The following is a 16,182-nucleotide window of genomic DNA, read 5'->3' as shown; positions in this document are numbered from 1 at the left end:
TGTTCATTTGCGCTCCTCACTAGCCTCGATCGAGACCGAGCCGCTGGCTGCAGCTAGTGCGAGCTGCCGCTTTGCAGCTTCGAGGGCGTGAGCGGCCTGCCGCAGGCGCTTGAGCTCATCGTTCACGCGCTCTTGTGTGTCGGCGAAGGCTCGCTGAACGGCGAGCGCGGGCAGCAGGACGACGAATTCCTTCAGGTTGAAATGAGTTCGTGAAGCGCCGGCCGCCATGAATTTTTCGTTCACGGGGGCCGCGATCGCGGCAGCAAGGTACTCCGGGTCTAGCGAGCCGTCGAGCACTCGGTTGGACTGCATGAATCGTCCTAGAACCCAGCCGTTCTCTGGCCAGACTCGGGTACTCACCGTGCTGCCGTCTAGATAGACGATGACGTCACCCTTGTGGACGAGCTGGGCAGTTGTACTGGGTGACGCAAGCACGTGTTCTGTTTCGATCCCGACGAGATCCGCTCCTGGTCGCACGTGCCGGATCGTCAGGATCGGGTACGGAGGGGCCGTCTCTGCGAGGTTGCGTTCCATGTGCCGGCCACGGAGAACGGCAATCGCTTCGCTCTTCTGTAGTTCTCCGATTGACAGTGTTCGCGCCTCGTCTTGGAGGGGAGTGACCTTCAAGCTGGGCAAAGCCTGGCCGAGCGCGGACACAGCCGTAGACGCGGCGGAATACGAATCAACGACGAGGGTTGTCCAGTCGCGTGCGGAGAGGTGTTCTGTCGGATCGATGGTCCAGCGGTTCGGCAGAAGGGTCGCGTCCGGCGCAAGGAGATCGACGACGGGCACGTCAACGGCGAACGACTTATCGAGATCCTGGGCGCGCTGGGCCAGCCAGTTCTCATAAGCACCGACAACCGGGCCGTCGCTACCGAGCGCATCCGCGTTCAGACCCGTGGCATCGATGAGCAGAACGCTCGTTCGGCGATCGATTTGGTCGGGCTGGCCTCCGGTCATGGACGGCGGAATTTCGCCTCCGCACGCGCCGCCCGGACTCGCTGACCCTTCATCTGGTTTTGAGCAAACTGTTCACTGACCATGTACGCCTCAGCCACTTCCTTGTTCCCCCATTTGGCGAAGGCCATCTTCTCGACGGCAGCGAACGGAACCAGCAGTTCTCCGGCGAGGAAATCCGCTTCCTTCTCCTGCTGGTTGCCATACTGTCCGCTGTGGTCACCCAGGACGACACCGGTGAACTCGTGCTCGAGGAGGAGATGGCCGAGTTCGTGGGCGATGCTGGATCGGCGCCTGGCTGGCACATGCTTGTCATTTTCGATGATGAAGCGTGCCGTCCCAAGCGGGACGAGTGCCGCCGACCACTTGGATGTATTCGAGACAGCGAGGTGCTCGATCGCGTCCGGGACCAGGTGCCGAAAATCGGTCAGCGTGTAGACCGGGACGCCGTGGCCGTCGCAAAGAGCGTAAGGATCGAATGGGTCGAGCGGTCCCAGACCGAGTTGGGCGCGTTCCTCGGAAGCTAGGGCGCGCATCTCCTTCTGGATCCAACGCATGGCGGTCACACCTGACTTCTGCGCTCGTCTCGGAAGCGCTGGGCTGCAGCGCTGATGACCTGCTCTAAGTAGACGATGTCTTTGTCGTTGAGGTCCTTGCGCGCGCGGAGCAACGGGGCGAGGGCCGCTTCGAGCGCCGGCTCTTCCTCCCCTACGGCATCGGCGTCACCGCTCCTGTAGAAATCTTCTGCCCGCATGCGAAGCCACGAGGTCATAGCGGCGAATGCAGGGAGATCCGGGCTGAGCCCGTTCGCCATTCGGGACATGGTTGAAGGGCTGACGCCAAGTTCCCTAGCGAGCTGTCGCCAAGAAAGGTCCTTTGCTTTCCGTGCGGCGTCAAGCGCCGCATGTAATGCCTTAACGTCAACGGTCGGTGCAGCATCCACTGATCTGCCTCTCATTTCGTTCGCTGCTCTAAATGTCGAGCACATGTGTTAGTCTAGTCCTGTTCGACTTTTCGAGCAGCGAGCGAAGTGTGGCGCGTCCTCCGCTTATGGATCAGCGCCAGAGAGCTCCCTCATGAATGACCAGAAGCAAGAAAACATGCCCGGCCCAACCACCATCATCGTCAACACCCGCAGCCACCCCGTGACGGAGAAGAAGATCTCCTTCGAGCAGGTCATCGAGCTCGCTTACCCGGACCAGCCGGCCACGGAGGCCGACTCGTTCACCGTCCGGTACAGCCGCGGCCACGACGGGCACGGCTCCGGAACACTCACCGCCGGCCAGGACGTTCCTGTCAAGAAGGAGATGGTCTTCGATGTCTACCGCACCACTCGCTCGTAACCCGGATCTCTCACGACTCCTCGACGACGGGTACGAGGTGGTCATTGATGGCGGCCACCTCATTGTTCGCCGGATTCCCTATGTCACCGCCGATGGCACGGTGCAATACGGGATCCTTGCGTACCCGGTAGCTGTCGCCGGCGACATGATCACGTCACAGACCGATCACCGGATTTGGTTCGGCGGATCCCAACCGTTCCACGCCAATGGCAGCCCGCTGCAGTTGGCGACCCCCGAGTCGCACCCGATCACGGACACGCTGCAGGCGGCGTTCATGCTTTCCAGCAAACCGGGGTCGGGCGCGTACCCGGACGAGTATTCGAAGGTTACCTCGTACGTGCGGATTCTCGCCCACGAGGCGTTAGCGATCGACCCGACGGTGACCGCCACTCCGGGAGGCTCTTGGGACGTCGTCGACGATGACAGCCCGTTTGCGTACCGCGACACCGCCACGTCACGTGCCGGGCTCGCACCGCTGATGAAGTGTTTCACCGGGCAACGGATCGCGATCGTCGGCCTCGGTGGGACCGGCGGATACATCCTCGACCAGATTGCGAAGACCCCGGTATCAACGATCACCCTCGTCGACGGCGACCCGTTCGAGAACCACAACGCATTCCGCGCACCAGGGGCTGCCTCTTTGGAGACGCTGCGCTCGCAGCCTAAGAAGGTGGACTACTTCAAAGGCATCTACTCGCACATGCACACCGGGATCATCGCCCAGGACGTCTTCCTCGACGAGGCCAACCTAGACCTCCTTGCCGGTTCAACATTTGTCTTCCTCGCCTCCGACGACGCCTCCTCGAAACCAGCGATCATCGCTTGGCTCGAGAGAATCAACATCCCGTTCATCGACGTCGGCATGGGAGTGGGAGAGACCGACGGCCGAATGAGCGGCCTGCTCCGCGTGGTCACCAGCATTCCCGGGGGACGCGATCACGTCCACGACCGAAATCGCATACCCGACGCGCCCGCCCACGACGATGAGTATGGGCGGAACATCCAGATCGCCGACCTGAACACCCTCAACGCGACGATGGCCGTCATTCGGTGGAAACGTCACATCGGCTTCTACGCCGACGGGACCAGGGAAGGGTTTTCCACATATTCCGTCTTTACGAATGACATCACCAACGAGGACCAGCTGTGACTGGGGTTGAGCACCTCAAGTCAGCGTTCGTCGAGTCCTTTCCACCACGGCTGGACCCGGGCGTACTCTACATCTGTCTCCGGTTCAACACATGCGGTCACCTGTGCTGCTGCGGGTGCGGCGAGGAAGTGATCACGCCACTTTCCCCCGCCCGGTGGTCATTCACATACGACGGTGAGAACGTAAGCATGTCCCCATCCATCGGTAGCTGGGCGTTGCCCTGCAGGTCGCACTATCTGATCACACAAGGCGACATCATATGGAGCCGCCGGTTCTCTCCCCACCAGATCGAGGCGGCACGGAGCGGCGACAGGCACGCGTTAAGAAACGAGGACCAGCAGGTGCCTTCAGTTGGGCCGACCCGGTGCCGCCCATGGTGGCGCTGGCTCGTGCGACGGTGACGAAATGGACCAATTGCTCTCACTGATCGGCACAAACCTGCCGACGTTGCTCATCCCTGTTGCAAGCGGGATCGCGTTTTGGCTGGCCAAGGCGATTCTCATCGGCGTTCTCCAGGGCACATGGTGGCTACTCTCCGCGATTGGCCGCACGATTGTCAACACAGTCAGCTGGACGATCGGGTGGTTTTGAGGCAACATGCCCGTTGAATCCGGCTACACGACCCGCCGCTCAGGGCGGCGGGCATCTGGGTTCGCCCGTAGGCGCCGGCCGCCGCTGCGCTTGGACTCGCGCATACCTGGGTACGTCATGCTTAAATCGCCCTTCACTGCGGTAGCTTCAGTTGTCTCGGCTGCTCGCTCAAGCAATTGGGCGCTACTGAAAGATTGCGACTTTGTCGCTCACCGTATGGTGAAGCTCGCTTGCGGGCGTTGATTGATTGCCCTGCCGTCGCGTCGCGACGAGCAGCCGAGTTCATAACAACGGGGGATGCCATGAGTGAGTTGGAACGAGTTGCTGCGAGGTCGTATAAGTCCTACAGAGCACGGCTAGTAGCTTCCAATCGTCTGCAGGCTCGACAGCGAGCTTGGAACACCTGTCTGTTGGCGTTATCTGTCGCCACGACGGTGGCTTCAATTGCCCTGCTTAGTGACGGGACGATGTACGGCAATGCCGGGCCAACCGTGCTTGTATGCGTGTCCGTTGGAGCGTTGATTTCGTCGCTCGTTGCCGCCGGGCTTAACTACGGGGGGAGAAGCCGGGATATGTTCATGAATTACCGCGCACTGCAGCGGCTCTCTGTAGAAGCTGAGTCGATGCTCGATCGCGAGTTCGTCCACGACGAAGAAGTTTCCAAACTCACCGAACGGCACAATGCCCTGTTGGACGACTCCGAGAATCACACGTCGGCAGACCATAAATCCGCAGATCCGGAAGCTCCAATCAGCATCTGGGTCCTCAGGCGCGCACAGTGGCTGACAAATCTTCCTTATCTCGCGCTGAGTGTTCCAGTGCTAGTTGTCTGGCCCTTCGCCCACTGGGCACTTCGAGGGGGTAAGTAATCTGACTGCTTCTGCGATCTTCCGAAGATCAACAACAAAGCGACATCTTCACAACATCTATCGCTCTTACGTCATGGAAACCTTGGCTGTCGGGCGAGATGGTCAGCGTGCGCGAGCACTCGAGAACGAATGGCCCGAAACGGTCTCGCCGGGCCGTGCCTGACAAACTCTCCAACATGGTGAGACTGATGACCGGGTCAACGGTTTCGAAGGATCATGCAACAGCTCTGACGCCAAGAGGCATCGCCGAAGCCGCCGGCCCCCGCCTCTGAGCATTGCCGTCGGCTACCGCCGAACAGGTCATAGATCTCTACCGGACCCTTGGCGGGATCCAAGATGCGCCAAGAGTTAACGCGGCGACCGTCGTCATGCCTGATCTCATCGGCGATGTGCATGTGTCCGTGGGCGACAATGGCTGGGCGGAGGGCCGCGCATACCTTCGTGACGCGATCGCGCGATGCCGCCGCGTAGGCGAGCGCAGTATCGCTCCAGCCGTAAGGTCTGCGCATCTCACGGGAGGATAACGGGGAGCGGCCTTGAGGGATCCAACGGCACTCCTCCGCCCGCGACATTCTCTTTCCGCCTCATTTGAGCGGGGCTTACAAGTGCTGCTCCGGCCAGAGGCCAGCATGCCGCCGGATTACCCATATCCTGAATCATGACCGCCGCCAGCCCGTCTTTACCCTTAACATTCAAAAACCCTCCCGGCTGGCCGCCGCCATCTAACGAGTGGATTTCGTCACACCTCGGCTGGAACCCGCCACTCGGATGGACACCCGAATCCAACTGTTTTCCAGCACCCCACAATTGGAAATACTGGAGGAAAGACCCCACAGGGTGGCGGATGTACTCGAAGCCTGTGCTCGCATCCGCGAAGGTTTCCATCTGGATCGGGCTGGGAGTATTCGTCGCCGGCATCGTGCTGACATCGGTCGGCTTCGCAGCAGCCGCGACGAGCGGAGGCTCATATCTAGCGCTCTGGGGGGCGATTGTCTTTGGCCCCCTCCAAGTCGTTCGAGGAGTCATCAGTATCCGCCGATCCAACGCGGAATTGCTGGCAATTCTGCTCGCAAATGCACAACTGGTCAAAATTGCCAATGATCAAGCCGCATACGCGCATTACTTGAAGCAGATGGGTGCTAACAGATGACCCCTGAGGCCGCAGCAGCGATCTTGAACGTGAAGGTGTCCGCGACAAGGACCGAAATCGATGCGGCCTATCGATTGCGCGCGAGAATGAGCCACCCTGACCGTTTTGCCGGAGCGCCCGCCGCCGATATCAAGGCGGCCAGCGCCGAATTCGTTCGCATCTCGGATGCGCGTGATGTCCTTCGCGCTCGGATACCGACACATGCGTCGCCTCGAACCGAATCCCCGCAACCGCGGCCCACAAGAGAACCGACCCTCAGCTTCGAGGAATTCGTGCGGGCCTCCGACACCTATCGCTGGCACGACGGGCAAACCTCCGGCCGCCGAAGCGATGGAGCGCCCTTCGAATCGTCAGAAGATACAACGAGGCTCTCGTCGACAGCACCGAAAAGAGCCCTGTTCTTTCGTGGCTGGTGGCCAGTCGCGTTGACGATTGCGGCACTAATTGCCCTGGCTTCGGGGATGGCAACTTCGGCGGCAAACAAAACCGCATTTGGGAATAGCGAATCAGGTAGCAGCATCATCGACCACGTTCATCAGGAAGTGGTGGTGGACCAACCTTCAGTCCAGAAGCACTGCGAGGCCGGCTTCAAGTGCTGGATGTGGACGCTCACGTCTGATTCGAGCTGCCCCAGCGCGTCGGTTACGATCCGCCTCACCTCAACTTTAGGAGGACCGACTACCGAGACGGCGAGAAAGTACATTGCTCTCACGGCAAATCAGCCCGTTCGTTTGCTCCACGAGTCGACTGCCTCGGCGAATGTCTACGCCAGCATTGATGCCATCACGTGTTAGCCGGCCGGGTCTTTGGATGCTCCGGTTTCCCCTCGGCCACCCCCGAGAGGGATGCTGTGGTTCTCTAAAAAGGAGACTTAGAACCAGTGTCTGGAATCATTCGCATGACGCGTACCTGTCATACGTTGTGACGCAATCAGGATTCCCGGTTCCGGACGAGCCCGCCATCATCCAGATCGCAAGACCAATGCCGACGGCGATCGCGGTCATCATCCACCACGCCATTGGAACGGAGGGTTTCGATGAGACGCCTTTCGTCTTGGACGGCGCCGGAGCAGGAATGGCGAAACCCGCAACGATGAACAATCCCGCCACGGCGAGGTCGAGCGCCACCCACACTGGTTGGGGAAGGCGTATTACGTCCGCCGGAGCCCACAAGACGATCATGGGCAGAAAGAGACCCAGCCAACGCGGGTGCCCAGCTCGAAGCGCAAAAACGGCCAGAAGGACTGCTCCCACCGTCACGACATATCGAAGGAATTGGTAGTACCCGAACGGGAGGTCGAATGCGCCGACAAGCAGGACACCCGCGGAAGCCGTGGCGGCAACGAGCGCCGGGTAACGGTCGAGGAGCACACCCTTATCGAGATCTCGATCAGCTGACATATTCAGAGTCTATGGTTGGCCCGCGCCCATGAGGTACGCGCCGAAGCGCGGCCAGAAGCCGAATCCGTGAATCGGCGCAAGCCCTGAAACCAGCGACCGGACGTGCCCGCCTTTGCGCCGGGGACATACAATACGGCCACCGGGAACCTCTACGCCCAGGCCGACGAGCCGGAGCTTCGGGGCCCGTCCGAGCCGGTCCGGACTGGAGGGTCGGCGCCGCCGGCGACCGTCGACACCGCGCTGAACCTTCAGTTCTCCCACCTTGCGGACGTCGACCCGGACCAGCTGAACTGAGCTGAGCTGAGCTGAGCTGAGCGTGACCGACAGGCCTTTCGCGCGCCGATAACGTCCTACTACGTTAGGTGCCGGCCGGCGCCGGCACGGCCAAATCGACCCCCTCGGACTGCCACGCGCCGTAGCTGACGCCCGTCCCGCGCACCTTCCACTCGGTGCGACCGTTGGTGGTGCGCCCGAAGACTACGGCCGCCGCCGCACTGGGACTGGCGAAGACCTGATCGTGGACGAAGAACTTAGTCTGCCCATCCGGCGATAGCACCGTCGTCCCATCGCGGTCGAGCTTCTCTTTGAGCCGTCCATAGCCGTCTGCGGGAGAACCCGTCCACGCCAACCGGGTTCGGGACCCCTCCAGCACAGTGAATTCTCCGTCGATTTCCCGTGCCGTGGCCATCAGGCCGTCCTTCTTCAACCCCAGGTCGAACAGCGGTGACTCGTGCCACGCGGGAGAGCCCCCGGGTCGAACGGACATGGTGTCCCTCGCGTGCGCGACTGATCGGAAGATGTTGACGCCGAGGACCGGGAAGACGATCTGGGCCTGGGCGATGAAGTACTCCATGTCCGACACATCTGCTTCGGGAAGCAGGATCGGAATGGGCGCAGTGGAATTGGTGAGCTTCGCGCGATTGGCTTCCCGGGCGATGGTAATGAAGCGGCTCTCCAGGTATCGGGCGTGAGCCTTGGTAAGGTTCGTGTCTTTGCTGGTGAGCACAATGGCGCGGACCCAGAAATCCTTCCCGCCTTGTTCCTCCGAACGGGCGTGCTGATAGAGCCGCCTGCTGACGTCGTCCCCCTCGCCGATGTAAGCCAGCGCACCACCCAAGCTGTCGGGATCGTCACCGATCAAGACGTAGATCCCCGTGCGACTCGTTTCGGGACGTTTGAGCAAGCTTGCAAGATCCGAACGCGGCGCGGCCACCACATGCCCGGTCCAGTTCATGATCTCGGCCGTCAGCAAGCCGCCTGGCGTTCCATCCGCCAAGAACAACCGCACAGATTTTCCAACACTCATAGAGTCAGTCTCGTAGATTTCGGACCGACCCGAGTTCACCTCGCATCGAGAACAGGACCGACGCGCGGGGCGTGCACAATTCATCCACCCTTGGACATGCCCCCGTCTCACCAAACGTCGTCGTCCCTCAGGCCATTGCATTCAAGGTCAACCATTCGGAGACCCGCCGTCGTGCCACACGGCGACACCGCCGCTAGCCTGCGCCGCATTTTTGCTCCTCGATCTGCGCAAGCGCTGAGTCGAGCGTCCTCATGGTGACATCCTCTGCCGTGAGTGACCGATCTCAAATGAGATCCGATGCGGTGGAGGCGAGCGATCGGATAGGACCGCCTTTCCACCGGGTGTGGACAGCGCACGAATGTCGGCTCCGGACCGTAGGGTCAGGGACATGGATATCACCGGGGGAACAGGAACACTCAGCAGGGCCGTGAAGGACAAGACCACGCCGCTGCGTCAATATCTGCAAGTCACGTTCCCGAACCCACGCCGGTTACAGCAGGAGTACAAGGCCCACGCCGGCGAGCTCATCGTGGGCAGCTCGGGCGCGCCGCCCGCTACTGTCGGGACCGCGGTTGACCTCATGATCAGGTTCCTGCTTGACCCGACTGATGTTCCCCTTTCCGCGCGAATTCTGTTTCCCTTTCCGGCTTACGTGGATGTTGTGGACGACCTGGCCCGCATTGCTGGGAACTCGCTTCGTGACGGTGCGACCGGCAACGACGCCTTTGCCCGCGCCGTCTGGGGACTCGCGCTGTGCGTTGAGGCCCACCGAGCTGGACCGCTCAACTCGCCGTTCGTGTCCGAGCTCTTCATCCACGGTGGTTTTGATGTCGAAACCATGCTGGCCCAGGCCACGCCCGCAGCGCTCGTTGAACTCGCCGCGCTCAGGACGACGGCAGAGCAGCACCTGATCCGACGCTTGGATCGGCCCTTTCATCTCGGTCCCGAGTTCGACGCGTCCACGCGCGACGGCGGCATCGATAGGCGACTCATCGCAGCCGAAGCGGATCTGATCTGTGACGGCCTGCTCCTCGATATCAAGACTCAACTCGGCGGGAAGAACAGTGTGGGCGTCCGGAAGGACACGCTCAGTCCCGATCACCTGTATCAGCTGATCGCCTACGCGCTGCTGGACTATTCCGACACCTACGGCATCAACCGCCTCGGCTTGTATTCCGCCCGCTACGGAGGTTTACATGTCTGGTCTCTCCACCACGTCACCTCCACAATGGCAGGAGAGCACGTCAACTTCCGCGAGCTCCGCCAGGAGATTTGGGACATGCTCCACAAGTAGGCCATGGCATTGGGACGCAGTTTGCCGAAGCCAATGGCGCAGCCTGGTTGCGGTCACAGCGCTGACCTCAGCAGGGTGACAGGGTGACGGGCCAGCAGCTCAGAACAAGTCGGTCGTTGGCGGAGTGATTCGGAGCTCAAATGAAATGGCCCTGAATCTGCATCGAGCGAAGTTCCGGCTCAGACCAATCCGAGTGACGCGTGTACCAGCGAACGGTATGCCTCTGGATCGTGTCTATGTATCTTGGCGTTCGCGCGGGAGTAATGAGGCATTCGTTTGACCGAGTCTGTAGTGAGCCCGAGCTCCTGCTCGATAAGCGCCGCGTGCCTCGCCACCGATTGATAGGTCTTTCCTCCTACACAGACGATGGACTCGACTGCGCCCAGAATCTCTGCCTGTCGGATCAGAGACCGCACCGCAAGCAGGATCTCGTCAGGTTTCGAACGAACGAGGCGAGAGTCTGATTCAGCAATAGCAGGGTGCAAGTCGGTCATGTACGAACCCCAAAGTGGTGTGCCGACAAAAGCCTCCGCAAGAAAAATATCGTTGTGCTTCCGGGCCGGATTGTGAAAGTTCGCCCAGTCCGGTGTGGTCGCCGCGGTCTCGCGGACCCTATCGGTTCCCGGGTTGAGAGAAACAACCATCGCTCGACCGTGCATCGTGGCTCGCGCTTGATCATTCGGAAATGACGCGGTGCCGGTCAACGCGCCGGAAGCATCAAGTTCCCAAACTGCCCACGACGCTTCTCGTCGATAATCGCTCATCGCAACAAATAGGTCCACGTGTTTCCTTCAATTTTGGAATTGGTGATGATGGTGTCACCACACTGAGCCGGTTCCTACTTCGTTGGGCCGTCCTGGCGCCACATGCCTAACCTATCGCCAGCTGGGAACAGTCGAAGTGAGGTAATAACCTGTTCGGCGGTAGCCGACGGAGCTGATTCAAGCCGCGGGGCCCGCGGCTTGAGCGATGCTTCTTGGCGACGAAGCTGTTGCACGATCCTTCGAAACGTGCCGAACCGTTCACCAGTTCTCAACAGGCTGGAGAATATGTCAGGCACAGCCTATGAGTGCCCCAGTACGTGTCCTCAACAAACCCAGGTCCACCCGAAGTCCGTCAGGTTGAGTAGACCCATGTTTCGAACCTCGCCATCGTTAGCGAGTGAGTAAACTCGGCGGCCGTCGCCAAGCTCGATCTCATCGGCGACGTGCATATGCCCGTGGACGACAACCGCGGGGTTCACCGCCTCCCAAACCTGGGTGACCCGGTCGCGCGCTGCGGCCGCGTAGGCCAGTGCCGTATCGCTCCATCCGAACGCGTTAGAGCCGAGAATCTTCTCGACGGCAGCCGTGCCCCCGTTCACCGACTCGTGGGTGATGAGGACGTCGACGGGGCCGCCGGCGATCGCATTCTCCACGTCCTCATCCGTGGGGGCTTCGGTCAGCCACCACGTCTTCCCTATCCGGCGATTCGCATAGTCGAGTGAGGCACCACCGCCGAACGACAGAAACGTGCGTGAGCCGAGGGCGAAACGGTACCCGCGCGGCAACGCCCAGACCGCTTTACTGAAGCGCACAGCCTCGCCGGGATGCTGTGCGAACGCCTCGTCGAGCCGATCCCAATCTTCGTGGTTTCCCGGCGTCACGAGAACGCGTTCGATGCCCGCACGGTGGCACCAGTAGTCGACACTGTCGAGGAAGCTCTTGCCCTCGGGTCCCGGCCAAAAAGCAAAATCTCCGACGTGGAGGATCGTGCGGGTCCCAGGGGCTTGCCGGGCGAGGAAGGGAATAGCTTTCTGCACCCAAGAGACGTTCGCGTGCCAATCTCCGGCGACCGCGACACGCGTTTCTCCGCTCAAGGACAGGTCAGCGATCAAGGGAATGTTCGAATGGGTCATCGTCCGCTCCAGTCGATGTGGATGTAGAGGATGTACTCGCCGAGAACGTCCACGGCGATCCAGCGGTCGCGAACGAGCGCGTGGAGCTCAGCGCTGCCCAGGGTCACGGACTGTGAACCGTATCGTCGGCCGAAGAGAAAGAGGCCGTCACGATCCAGCCGCGGTCGGCGAATAGCGAGGTGGCGTGCTTCGCCGCTGTCGGTGATGTCGGCCGTTGCTTTGTCGTCGTCTGTCGCCATCATTTGCTCATTTCATCGGTGTCGGCAGTCCAGCTGAGCCAGGTCGCGTCGCAATACCTGTGGCGGCCGATGAGCGGCGGACCGATCGATCCCGCCTATCGCACAGTGTGGCCGGAATCATTCCTACTGCCGCAGAATCTGGCAGCTTTGCATTCCTGCACGGATTCCGTCGGGGGCTGGACGCTGTCGTGCCCGCCTCCAGCTGGGGAGCCGTGTTGCGCGTCGGAGCGACAGACCGGACTGGGCCCACGATTGGTCTCAGTCCTCACCGGTGGTCAAGGTCGCGGGCCTCGGTGACCTTGCGCGTCGTCGACGCTCCCCAACTCCAGAATTCGACCTCGTTCAGCAACGCGGTTCGACGTTGGGAGAGCTTCCCTCGGTGGTAAGCCATCCGATTCTTCGCCGCCCACCCCGCGAGCGCGCTTTCGGCGGGAGTGGATCGTAGTTTGGGGGCCTCCCGATGGGTCCGTGTGAACTGGATGTATGCGTCATAGATCGTGTGCCAGGCGTCTTCGAGGGGGTTGAAGCTAAGCCCGCCGTTCAGCGGGGCATTTGTGAGCTCCCACGAAAGCAGTCCCAGGGCACGATGGCTTGCACGCTTAGACTCCGAGGTTCTCGACAATGCGCTCACGCCGGTTCGACTTAGGGAACAGAATATTGCCGGGCTGCAGGTGCCAGCAAATGACGACCCGCGAAGAGCGGGTACTTACCCTGGCCGAGGGGCCCCCACTCCTCGATCTCGATCCCGTGGTCGCGCGCGAAAGCGGTGACCTCCGGCTGTTGGTGGGCGGGGTGAAGTTCGATCTAGTTGACGGCCGGCACGACGTCCGTCTCACCGAGCAGACGTTGCAGGCGCGGGACGAGGAAGTTGGAAATGCCGATCGAGCGCGCCCGGCCGGAGGCGCGGATCTGCTCCAACGCCTGACCCGCGCAGCCCCAGGAGGCCGACCGGGGAACAATCCGCGACGACGGCCAGAGCCAAACCGAGAACGCCGAGCCAACATGGGTGTGTTCACCGGCCGGGCCTGAAAGACAGAGCAACAATTTCGCAGTGCTCGCGCTCGCGCTCTCCGGAGCGGGACGACGGTGAGTGGAGCTCATCACCCAGGGCGGAACATTCAACTCCAGGTTGTAAACGGATTCTCCATGGCTTATATTAAGTAATGGAATAAATCTAAGGAGTCATCATTAGTTCAACGACGAGTACTCACATCGGTGCAATGGCCGCTCTGCCCGCAGAACCGTCGTTCGGATCGCACCCGGGTCACCTGGGCGATGAAATGATCCGTCTGGACAGATTCCCGACGAATTTCGTTTGGGGACTCGCGACGGCGGCGTACCAGATCGAGGGGGCCGCGTCCGAGGGTGGGCGCGGGCCGAGCATTTGGGACACGTTTGCGCACACACCAGGCCGCACGAAAAACGCCGATACTGGGGATGTTGCTTGCGACCACTATCATCGGTGGCCCGCGGACCTCGATCTGCTCAAGGAACTTGGCGTGTCGAACTATCGCCTCTCCGTGTCCTGGTCTCGTCTCCAGCCAGGCGGTAGCGGCGACCTGAACCCGGAGGGTGTTGCCTTCTACCGCGCAATATTGGCGGGAATGCGGGAGCGTGACATTGCGCCATATGTGACGCTGTATCACTGGGACCTACCGCAGGAGCTAGAGGACCTGGGCGGCTGGGGTGATCGAGAGACCGCGTTCCGCTTTGCGGACTTCGCTGCTCAGACCGTGTCAGCCCTGGGCGACTTGGCGTCGACGTGGATCACTTTGAACGAACCGTGGTGCTCCGCGTTCCTCGGATATGGTTCCGGGGCGCACGCGCCCGGTCGACAAGACCTGAACGTTGCAGTTCGTGCGGCCCATCACCTCAACCTTGCGCATGGGCTAGCTACAGCGGCTATCCGGGCCATTGACCCCAGTGCCCGCATCGGCGTCACGAATATCGTTACGGACATCGTCCCCGCCTCCTCCCTAGCCGGAGATCAGGCTGCCGCCGCTCGGTTAGACGCTGTTAGCAATCTCGTCTTCCTTGAGCCGGTATTTCACGGCAGGTACTCAGCTGGCGTTCACGCTGCCCTCGACGCATATGGTCTCCGCGATGCCATCGAACCAGAGGACCTGGCCATCATTCACGCCCCGCTGGACTTCGCCGGGATTAATCACTACCAGCGCGTGATCGCTCACGATGACGCGTCGACTCCTTTTTCTGTCAGGGAAGTGGCGGCACAGCCGGCGACGACGTCATTTGGTTGGTCAGTCATCCCCGAATCCATGACGGCCGTTCTCCAACGAGTTGCCCGCGAGTTCACTTCCGTACCCCTGTATGTCACCGAAAGCGGCGCCAGCTACCACGACTACGTCGATCCGAACGGAGACGTCATCGACACGGATCGAGTCGCCTATCTCCGCGGCTACATTGACGCTGCCGGCCAAGCGATCGCCGCGGGCGTCAACCTCAAGGGCTACTTCGTGTGGTCGTTCCTGGACAACTTCGAGTGGGGCGAGGGCTATAGCAAACGCTTCGGCCTGGTCTACGTCGACTACCGAACCCAAGTGAGGATCCCCAAACTTAGCGCGCGGTGGTACACCGCTTTGATCGGTGCCCACCGGGCACTCAGCGTCCAAAATCCTGTTTCTGCCTAACATCCCAACCCCATCGAAAGGAACACCTCAATGTCGAGATCCCGCACCAAATGGATCCTTCCCCTCGCCGCCGGCGTCGCTGCCAGCGTCCTTGCCCTCTCTGCCTGCTCCAGCGGCGCGTCCGGCAGCGCCTCCGGTGTTCCCTCCGACAAACCTCTCACCGTCTGGGTGATGGGAGACAGCTCGAAGAAGTTCGAAACCCTCGTCGAACCGTTCACCAAGAGCACGGGAATCAAGGTCGACGCTGTCGCCATCCCCTGGGACAGCATCGATCAGAAGCTCACCACCGCCGTCGCCTCAGGTAACGGCCCGGACGTCGTGCAGATCGGCGTGTCAAAGATCCGTTCCTTCGCCGACACCGGCGGGTTGCTCACCCTGGACCAGGCAACGATTGCCAACTATCCGAACCTCGCAGCCGACAAGTTCGTGGCCGGCGCATCCGGAGAGGCCACCGCTGTCGCTGGCAAAGTTGTCAGCATCCCGTGGGTCAGTGACACCAGAGTGCTGTTCTACCGCTCCGACATTCTCTCAGCCAGCGGCATCTCAAAGCCGCCTACCACGTGGGACGAACTCCGGGGCGACGCTAAGACTCTCACCGCCCGCGGCGCCGGCAATTACGGCTACTACATTCCGCAGTGGGATAGCGCTTTGCCGGTGGAAATGACGTGGGACCAGGGCGGTGACGTGGTGGATAAGACGGGCAACATCGATTTCAACACGCCCGCGTTCCACAAGGCCGTCGACGTTTACGCAGGCCTGTATGCGGACGGCAGCGTACCCACCAACAGTGACTTCGACCAGGTGCAGGGATTCACGTCCGGCGCCACGCCGATGGTCGTCAGCGGTCCCTACCTCGCCTCTGCGATCACCGCCGCAGCCCCCGAGCTGGCCGGCAAATGGTCGGCGGTTCCGCTGCCATCGGCGAAAGCAGGTACGTCGCTGCTCGCCGGGTCTAACCTCGGCGTCTTCGCCAAGACCGCGAACAAGGACGGCGCCCTGCAACTGCTGAACTACCTCTCCGACACCGCGACGCAGGTCTCCTGGTACAAGGCAGACGGCGACCTTCCCACGGTCAAGACCGCTTTGACTGATGACTCACTGGTGTCAGACCCGTTGTTCAACGTCTACGCCAAGCAGTTGGCCGACTCCAAGCTGCTGCCGCTGGTGTCGAACTGGGACGGCGTCACCGGAAAGGCTCTGCTCGATAGCCTGAACTCCATCGTTCTCAACCACGCCGATCGGGACAGCACATTGAACACGCTCTACGCGTCCACCGCGGGCCAGTCGGTCAAGTAACCCACCATCGGGTCTTGGGGCGGAGCCTGCTTGCGCTCCGCC

At 61.3% G+C, this 16,182-nt stretch carries 19 protein-coding genes and 1 pseudogene; 10 read left to right on the top strand and 10 right to left on the bottom strand.

Translation table 11 applies throughout. From position 1 onward, the window contains the following. Nucleotides 1-3 precede the first annotated feature (3 nt). The 4 genes and pseudogenes from QN357_RS01880 to QN357_RS01865 all read right to left on the bottom strand — a co-directional run. Entirely contained in the window at nt 4-960 is a 957-nt protein-coding gene (locus QN357_RS01880) for a hypothetical protein (protein WP_322188668.1), read from the bottom strand. Beyond that, on the bottom strand, nt 957-1,514 hold the full coding sequence (locus tag QN357_RS01875) for an ImmA/IrrE family metallo-endopeptidase (protein WP_322189885.1): 558 nt from the start codon (nt 1,512-1,514) through the stop codon (nt 957-959). The genes QN357_RS01880 and QN357_RS01875 overlap by 4 nt, the downstream gene beginning before the upstream one ends. A 5-nt stretch (nt 1,515-1,519) precedes the next feature. Beyond that, nucleotides 1,520-1,711: a hypothetical protein gene (locus QN357_RS01870; protein WP_323504364.1), complete on the bottom strand. Its 192-nt coding sequence runs from the start codon at nt 1,709-1,711 to the stop codon at nt 1,520-1,522. Nucleotides 1,712-1,756: 45 nt separating this feature from the next. Further along, nucleotides 1,757-1,915 (bottom strand): annotated as a pseudogene (locus QN357_RS01865) (helix-turn-helix domain-containing protein); the annotation flags it as partial. Nucleotides 1,916-2,057: 142 nt separating this feature from the next. Between QN357_RS01865 and QN357_RS01860 the strand changes: the two are divergent. The 7 genes from QN357_RS01860 to QN357_RS01835 all read left to right on the top strand — a co-directional run bounded on the left by QN357_RS01860 (nt 2,058) and on the right by QN357_RS01835 (nt 6,854). Beyond that, entirely contained in the window at nt 2,058-2,300 is a 243-nt protein-coding gene (locus tag QN357_RS01860) for a multiubiquitin domain-containing protein (RefSeq protein WP_322188670.1), read from the top strand. Beyond that, a complete protein-coding gene (locus tag QN357_RS01855) occupies nt 2,275-3,450 on the top strand; it encodes a ThiF family adenylyltransferase (protein WP_322188672.1) in 1,176 nt (391 codons plus the stop codon). The genes QN357_RS01860 and QN357_RS01855 overlap by 26 nt, the downstream gene beginning before the upstream one ends. Further along, entirely contained in the window at nt 3,447-3,851 is a 405-nt protein-coding gene (locus tag QN357_RS19495) for a DUF6527 family protein (RefSeq protein WP_369125146.1), read from the top strand. Before QN357_RS01855 ends, QN357_RS19495 begins: the two co-directional genes overlap by 4 nt. A 4-nt stretch (nt 3,852-3,855) precedes the next feature. Further along, entirely contained in the window at nt 3,856-4,041 is a 186-nt protein-coding gene (locus QN357_RS01850; RefSeq protein ID WP_322188674.1) for a hypothetical protein, read from the top strand. Between the two features lie 302 nt (nt 4,042-4,343). Continuing rightward, nucleotides 4,344-4,910 carry an SLATT domain-containing protein gene (locus tag QN357_RS01845; RefSeq protein ID WP_322188676.1) on the top strand — a complete coding sequence of 189 codons (567 nt, stop codon included), beginning with the start codon at nt 4,344-4,346 and terminating at the stop codon, nt 4,908-4,910. Nucleotides 4,911-5,769: 859 nt separating this feature from the next. After that, entirely contained in the window at nt 5,770-6,060 is a 291-nt protein-coding gene (locus QN357_RS01840) for a hypothetical protein (RefSeq protein ID WP_323504356.1), read from the top strand. Further along, nucleotides 6,057-6,854, top strand: coding sequence for a J domain-containing protein (locus tag QN357_RS01835; RefSeq protein ID WP_322188680.1), 798 nt, complete (start codon nt 6,057-6,059; stop codon nt 6,852-6,854). Before QN357_RS01840 ends, QN357_RS01835 begins: the two co-directional genes overlap by 4 nt. 96 nt (nt 6,855-6,950) lie before the next feature. Here QN357_RS01835 and QN357_RS01830 read toward each other — a convergent pair whose 3' ends face one another. Next, nucleotides 6,951-7,460 carry a DUF6804 family protein gene (locus QN357_RS01830; RefSeq protein WP_322188682.1) on the bottom strand — a complete coding sequence of 170 codons (510 nt, stop codon included), beginning with the start codon at nt 7,458-7,460 and terminating at the stop codon, nt 6,951-6,953. A gap of 358 nt (nt 7,461-7,818) precedes the next feature. Continuing rightward, a complete protein-coding gene (locus tag QN357_RS01825; RefSeq protein WP_322188686.1) occupies nt 7,819-8,766 on the bottom strand; it encodes a GIY-YIG nuclease family protein in 948 nt (315 codons plus the stop codon). A 388-nt stretch (nt 8,767-9,154) separates the two neighbouring features. Here QN357_RS01825 and QN357_RS01820 point away from each other — a divergent pair, with 388 nt between their 5' ends. Further along, nucleotides 9,155-10,060, top strand: coding sequence for a hypothetical protein (locus QN357_RS01820; RefSeq protein WP_322188688.1), 906 nt, complete (start codon nt 9,155-9,157; stop codon nt 10,058-10,060). Between the two features lie 179 nt (nt 10,061-10,239). Here QN357_RS01820 and QN357_RS01815 read toward each other — a convergent pair whose 3' ends face one another. The 4 genes from QN357_RS01815 to QN357_RS19490 form a co-directional block, all read right to left on the bottom strand. Further along, on the bottom strand, nt 10,240-10,842 hold the full coding sequence (locus QN357_RS01815; RefSeq protein WP_323504355.1) for a hypothetical protein: 603 nt from the start codon (nt 10,840-10,842) through the stop codon (nt 10,240-10,242). A gap of 305 nt (nt 10,843-11,147) precedes the next feature. Beyond that, nucleotides 11,148-11,957, bottom strand: a complete 810-nt coding sequence (locus QN357_RS01810; protein ID WP_322188692.1) for a metallophosphoesterase — start codon at nt 11,955-11,957, stop codon at nt 11,148-11,150. Continuing rightward, on the bottom strand, nt 11,954-12,199 hold the full coding sequence (locus tag QN357_RS01805; protein WP_322188694.1) for a hypothetical protein: 246 nt from the start codon (nt 12,197-12,199) through the stop codon (nt 11,954-11,956). Before QN357_RS01805 ends, QN357_RS01810 begins: the two co-directional genes overlap by 4 nt. A 262-nt stretch (nt 12,200-12,461) precedes the next feature. After that, nucleotides 12,462-12,827: a helicase associated domain-containing protein gene (locus QN357_RS19490; RefSeq protein WP_322188696.1), complete on the bottom strand. Its 366-nt coding sequence runs from the start codon at nt 12,825-12,827 to the stop codon at nt 12,462-12,464. 649 nt (nt 12,828-13,476) lie between these two features. Between QN357_RS19490 and QN357_RS01800 the strand changes: the two genes are divergently transcribed. Both QN357_RS01800 and QN357_RS01795 read left to right on the top strand, forming a co-directional pair. After that, nucleotides 13,477-14,844 carry a GH1 family beta-glucosidase gene (locus QN357_RS01800; protein WP_323504354.1) on the top strand — a complete coding sequence of 456 codons (1,368 nt, stop codon included), beginning with the start codon at nt 13,477-13,479 and terminating at the stop codon, nt 14,842-14,844. A 30-nt stretch (nt 14,845-14,874) separates the two neighbouring features. Then, nucleotides 14,875-16,140: an extracellular solute-binding protein gene (locus QN357_RS01795; RefSeq protein ID WP_322188700.1), complete on the top strand. Its 1,266-nt coding sequence runs from the start codon at nt 14,875-14,877 to the stop codon at nt 16,138-16,140. The last annotated feature ends 42 nt before the right edge of the window (nt 16,141-16,182 follow it).

This window comes from Cryobacterium sp. RTC2.1 (genome assembly GCF_035018685.1).
GTDB lineage: Bacteria > Actinomycetota > Actinomycetes > Actinomycetales > Microbacteriaceae > Cryobacterium > Cryobacterium glucosi.
This window is presented reverse-complemented; position numbering and strand designations above follow the sequence as displayed.

Bases quoted from the DNA above. Each gene is read 5' to 3' on its own strand.
- QN357_RS01880 (WP_322188668.1), bottom strand. From the start codon at position 960: ATGACCGGAGGCCAGCCCGACCAAATCGATCGCCGAACGAGCGTTCTG.
- QN357_RS01875 (WP_322189885.1), bottom strand. From the start codon at position 1,514: ATGCGTTGGATCCAGAAGGAGATGCGCGCCCTAGCTTCCGAGGAACGC.
- QN357_RS01870 (WP_323504364.1), bottom strand. From the start codon at position 1,711: ATGCGGGCAGAAGATTTCTACAGGAGCGGTGACGCCGATGCCGTAGGG.
- QN357_RS01860 (WP_322188670.1), top strand. From the start codon at position 2,058: ATGCCCGGCCCAACCACCATCATCGTCAACACCCGCAGCCACCCCGTG.
- QN357_RS01855 (WP_322188672.1), top strand. From the start codon at position 2,275: ATGTCTACCGCACCACTCGCTCGTAACCCGGATCTCTCACGACTCCTC.
- QN357_RS01850 (WP_322188674.1), top strand. From the start codon at position 3,856: ATGGACCAATTGCTCTCACTGATCGGCACAAACCTGCCGACGTTGCTC.
- QN357_RS01845 (WP_322188676.1), top strand. From the start codon at position 4,344: ATGAGTGAGTTGGAACGAGTTGCTGCGAGGTCGTATAAGTCCTACAGA.
- QN357_RS01835 (WP_322188680.1), top strand. From the start codon at position 6,057: ATGACCCCTGAGGCCGCAGCAGCGATCTTGAACGTGAAGGTGTCCGCG.
- QN357_RS01830 (WP_322188682.1), bottom strand. From the start codon at position 7,460: ATGTCAGCTGATCGAGATCTCGATAAGGGTGTGCTCCTCGACCGTTAC.
- QN357_RS01825 (WP_322188686.1), bottom strand. From the start codon at position 8,766: ATGAGTGTTGGAAAATCTGTGCGGTTGTTCTTGGCGGATGGAACGCCA.
- QN357_RS01820 (WP_322188688.1), top strand. From the start codon at position 9,155: ATGGATATCACCGGGGGAACAGGAACACTCAGCAGGGCCGTGAAGGAC.
- QN357_RS01810 (WP_322188692.1), bottom strand. From the start codon at position 11,957: ATGACCCATTCGAACATTCCCTTGATCGCTGACCTGTCCTTGAGCGGA.
- QN357_RS01805 (WP_322188694.1), bottom strand. From the start codon at position 12,199: ATGATGGCGACAGACGACGACAAAGCAACGGCCGACATCACCGACAGC.
- QN357_RS01800 (WP_323504354.1), top strand. From the start codon at position 13,477: ATGATCCGTCTGGACAGATTCCCGACGAATTTCGTTTGGGGACTCGCG.
- QN357_RS01795 (WP_322188700.1), top strand. From the start codon at position 14,875: ATGTCGAGATCCCGCACCAAATGGATCCTTCCCCTCGCCGCCGGCGTC.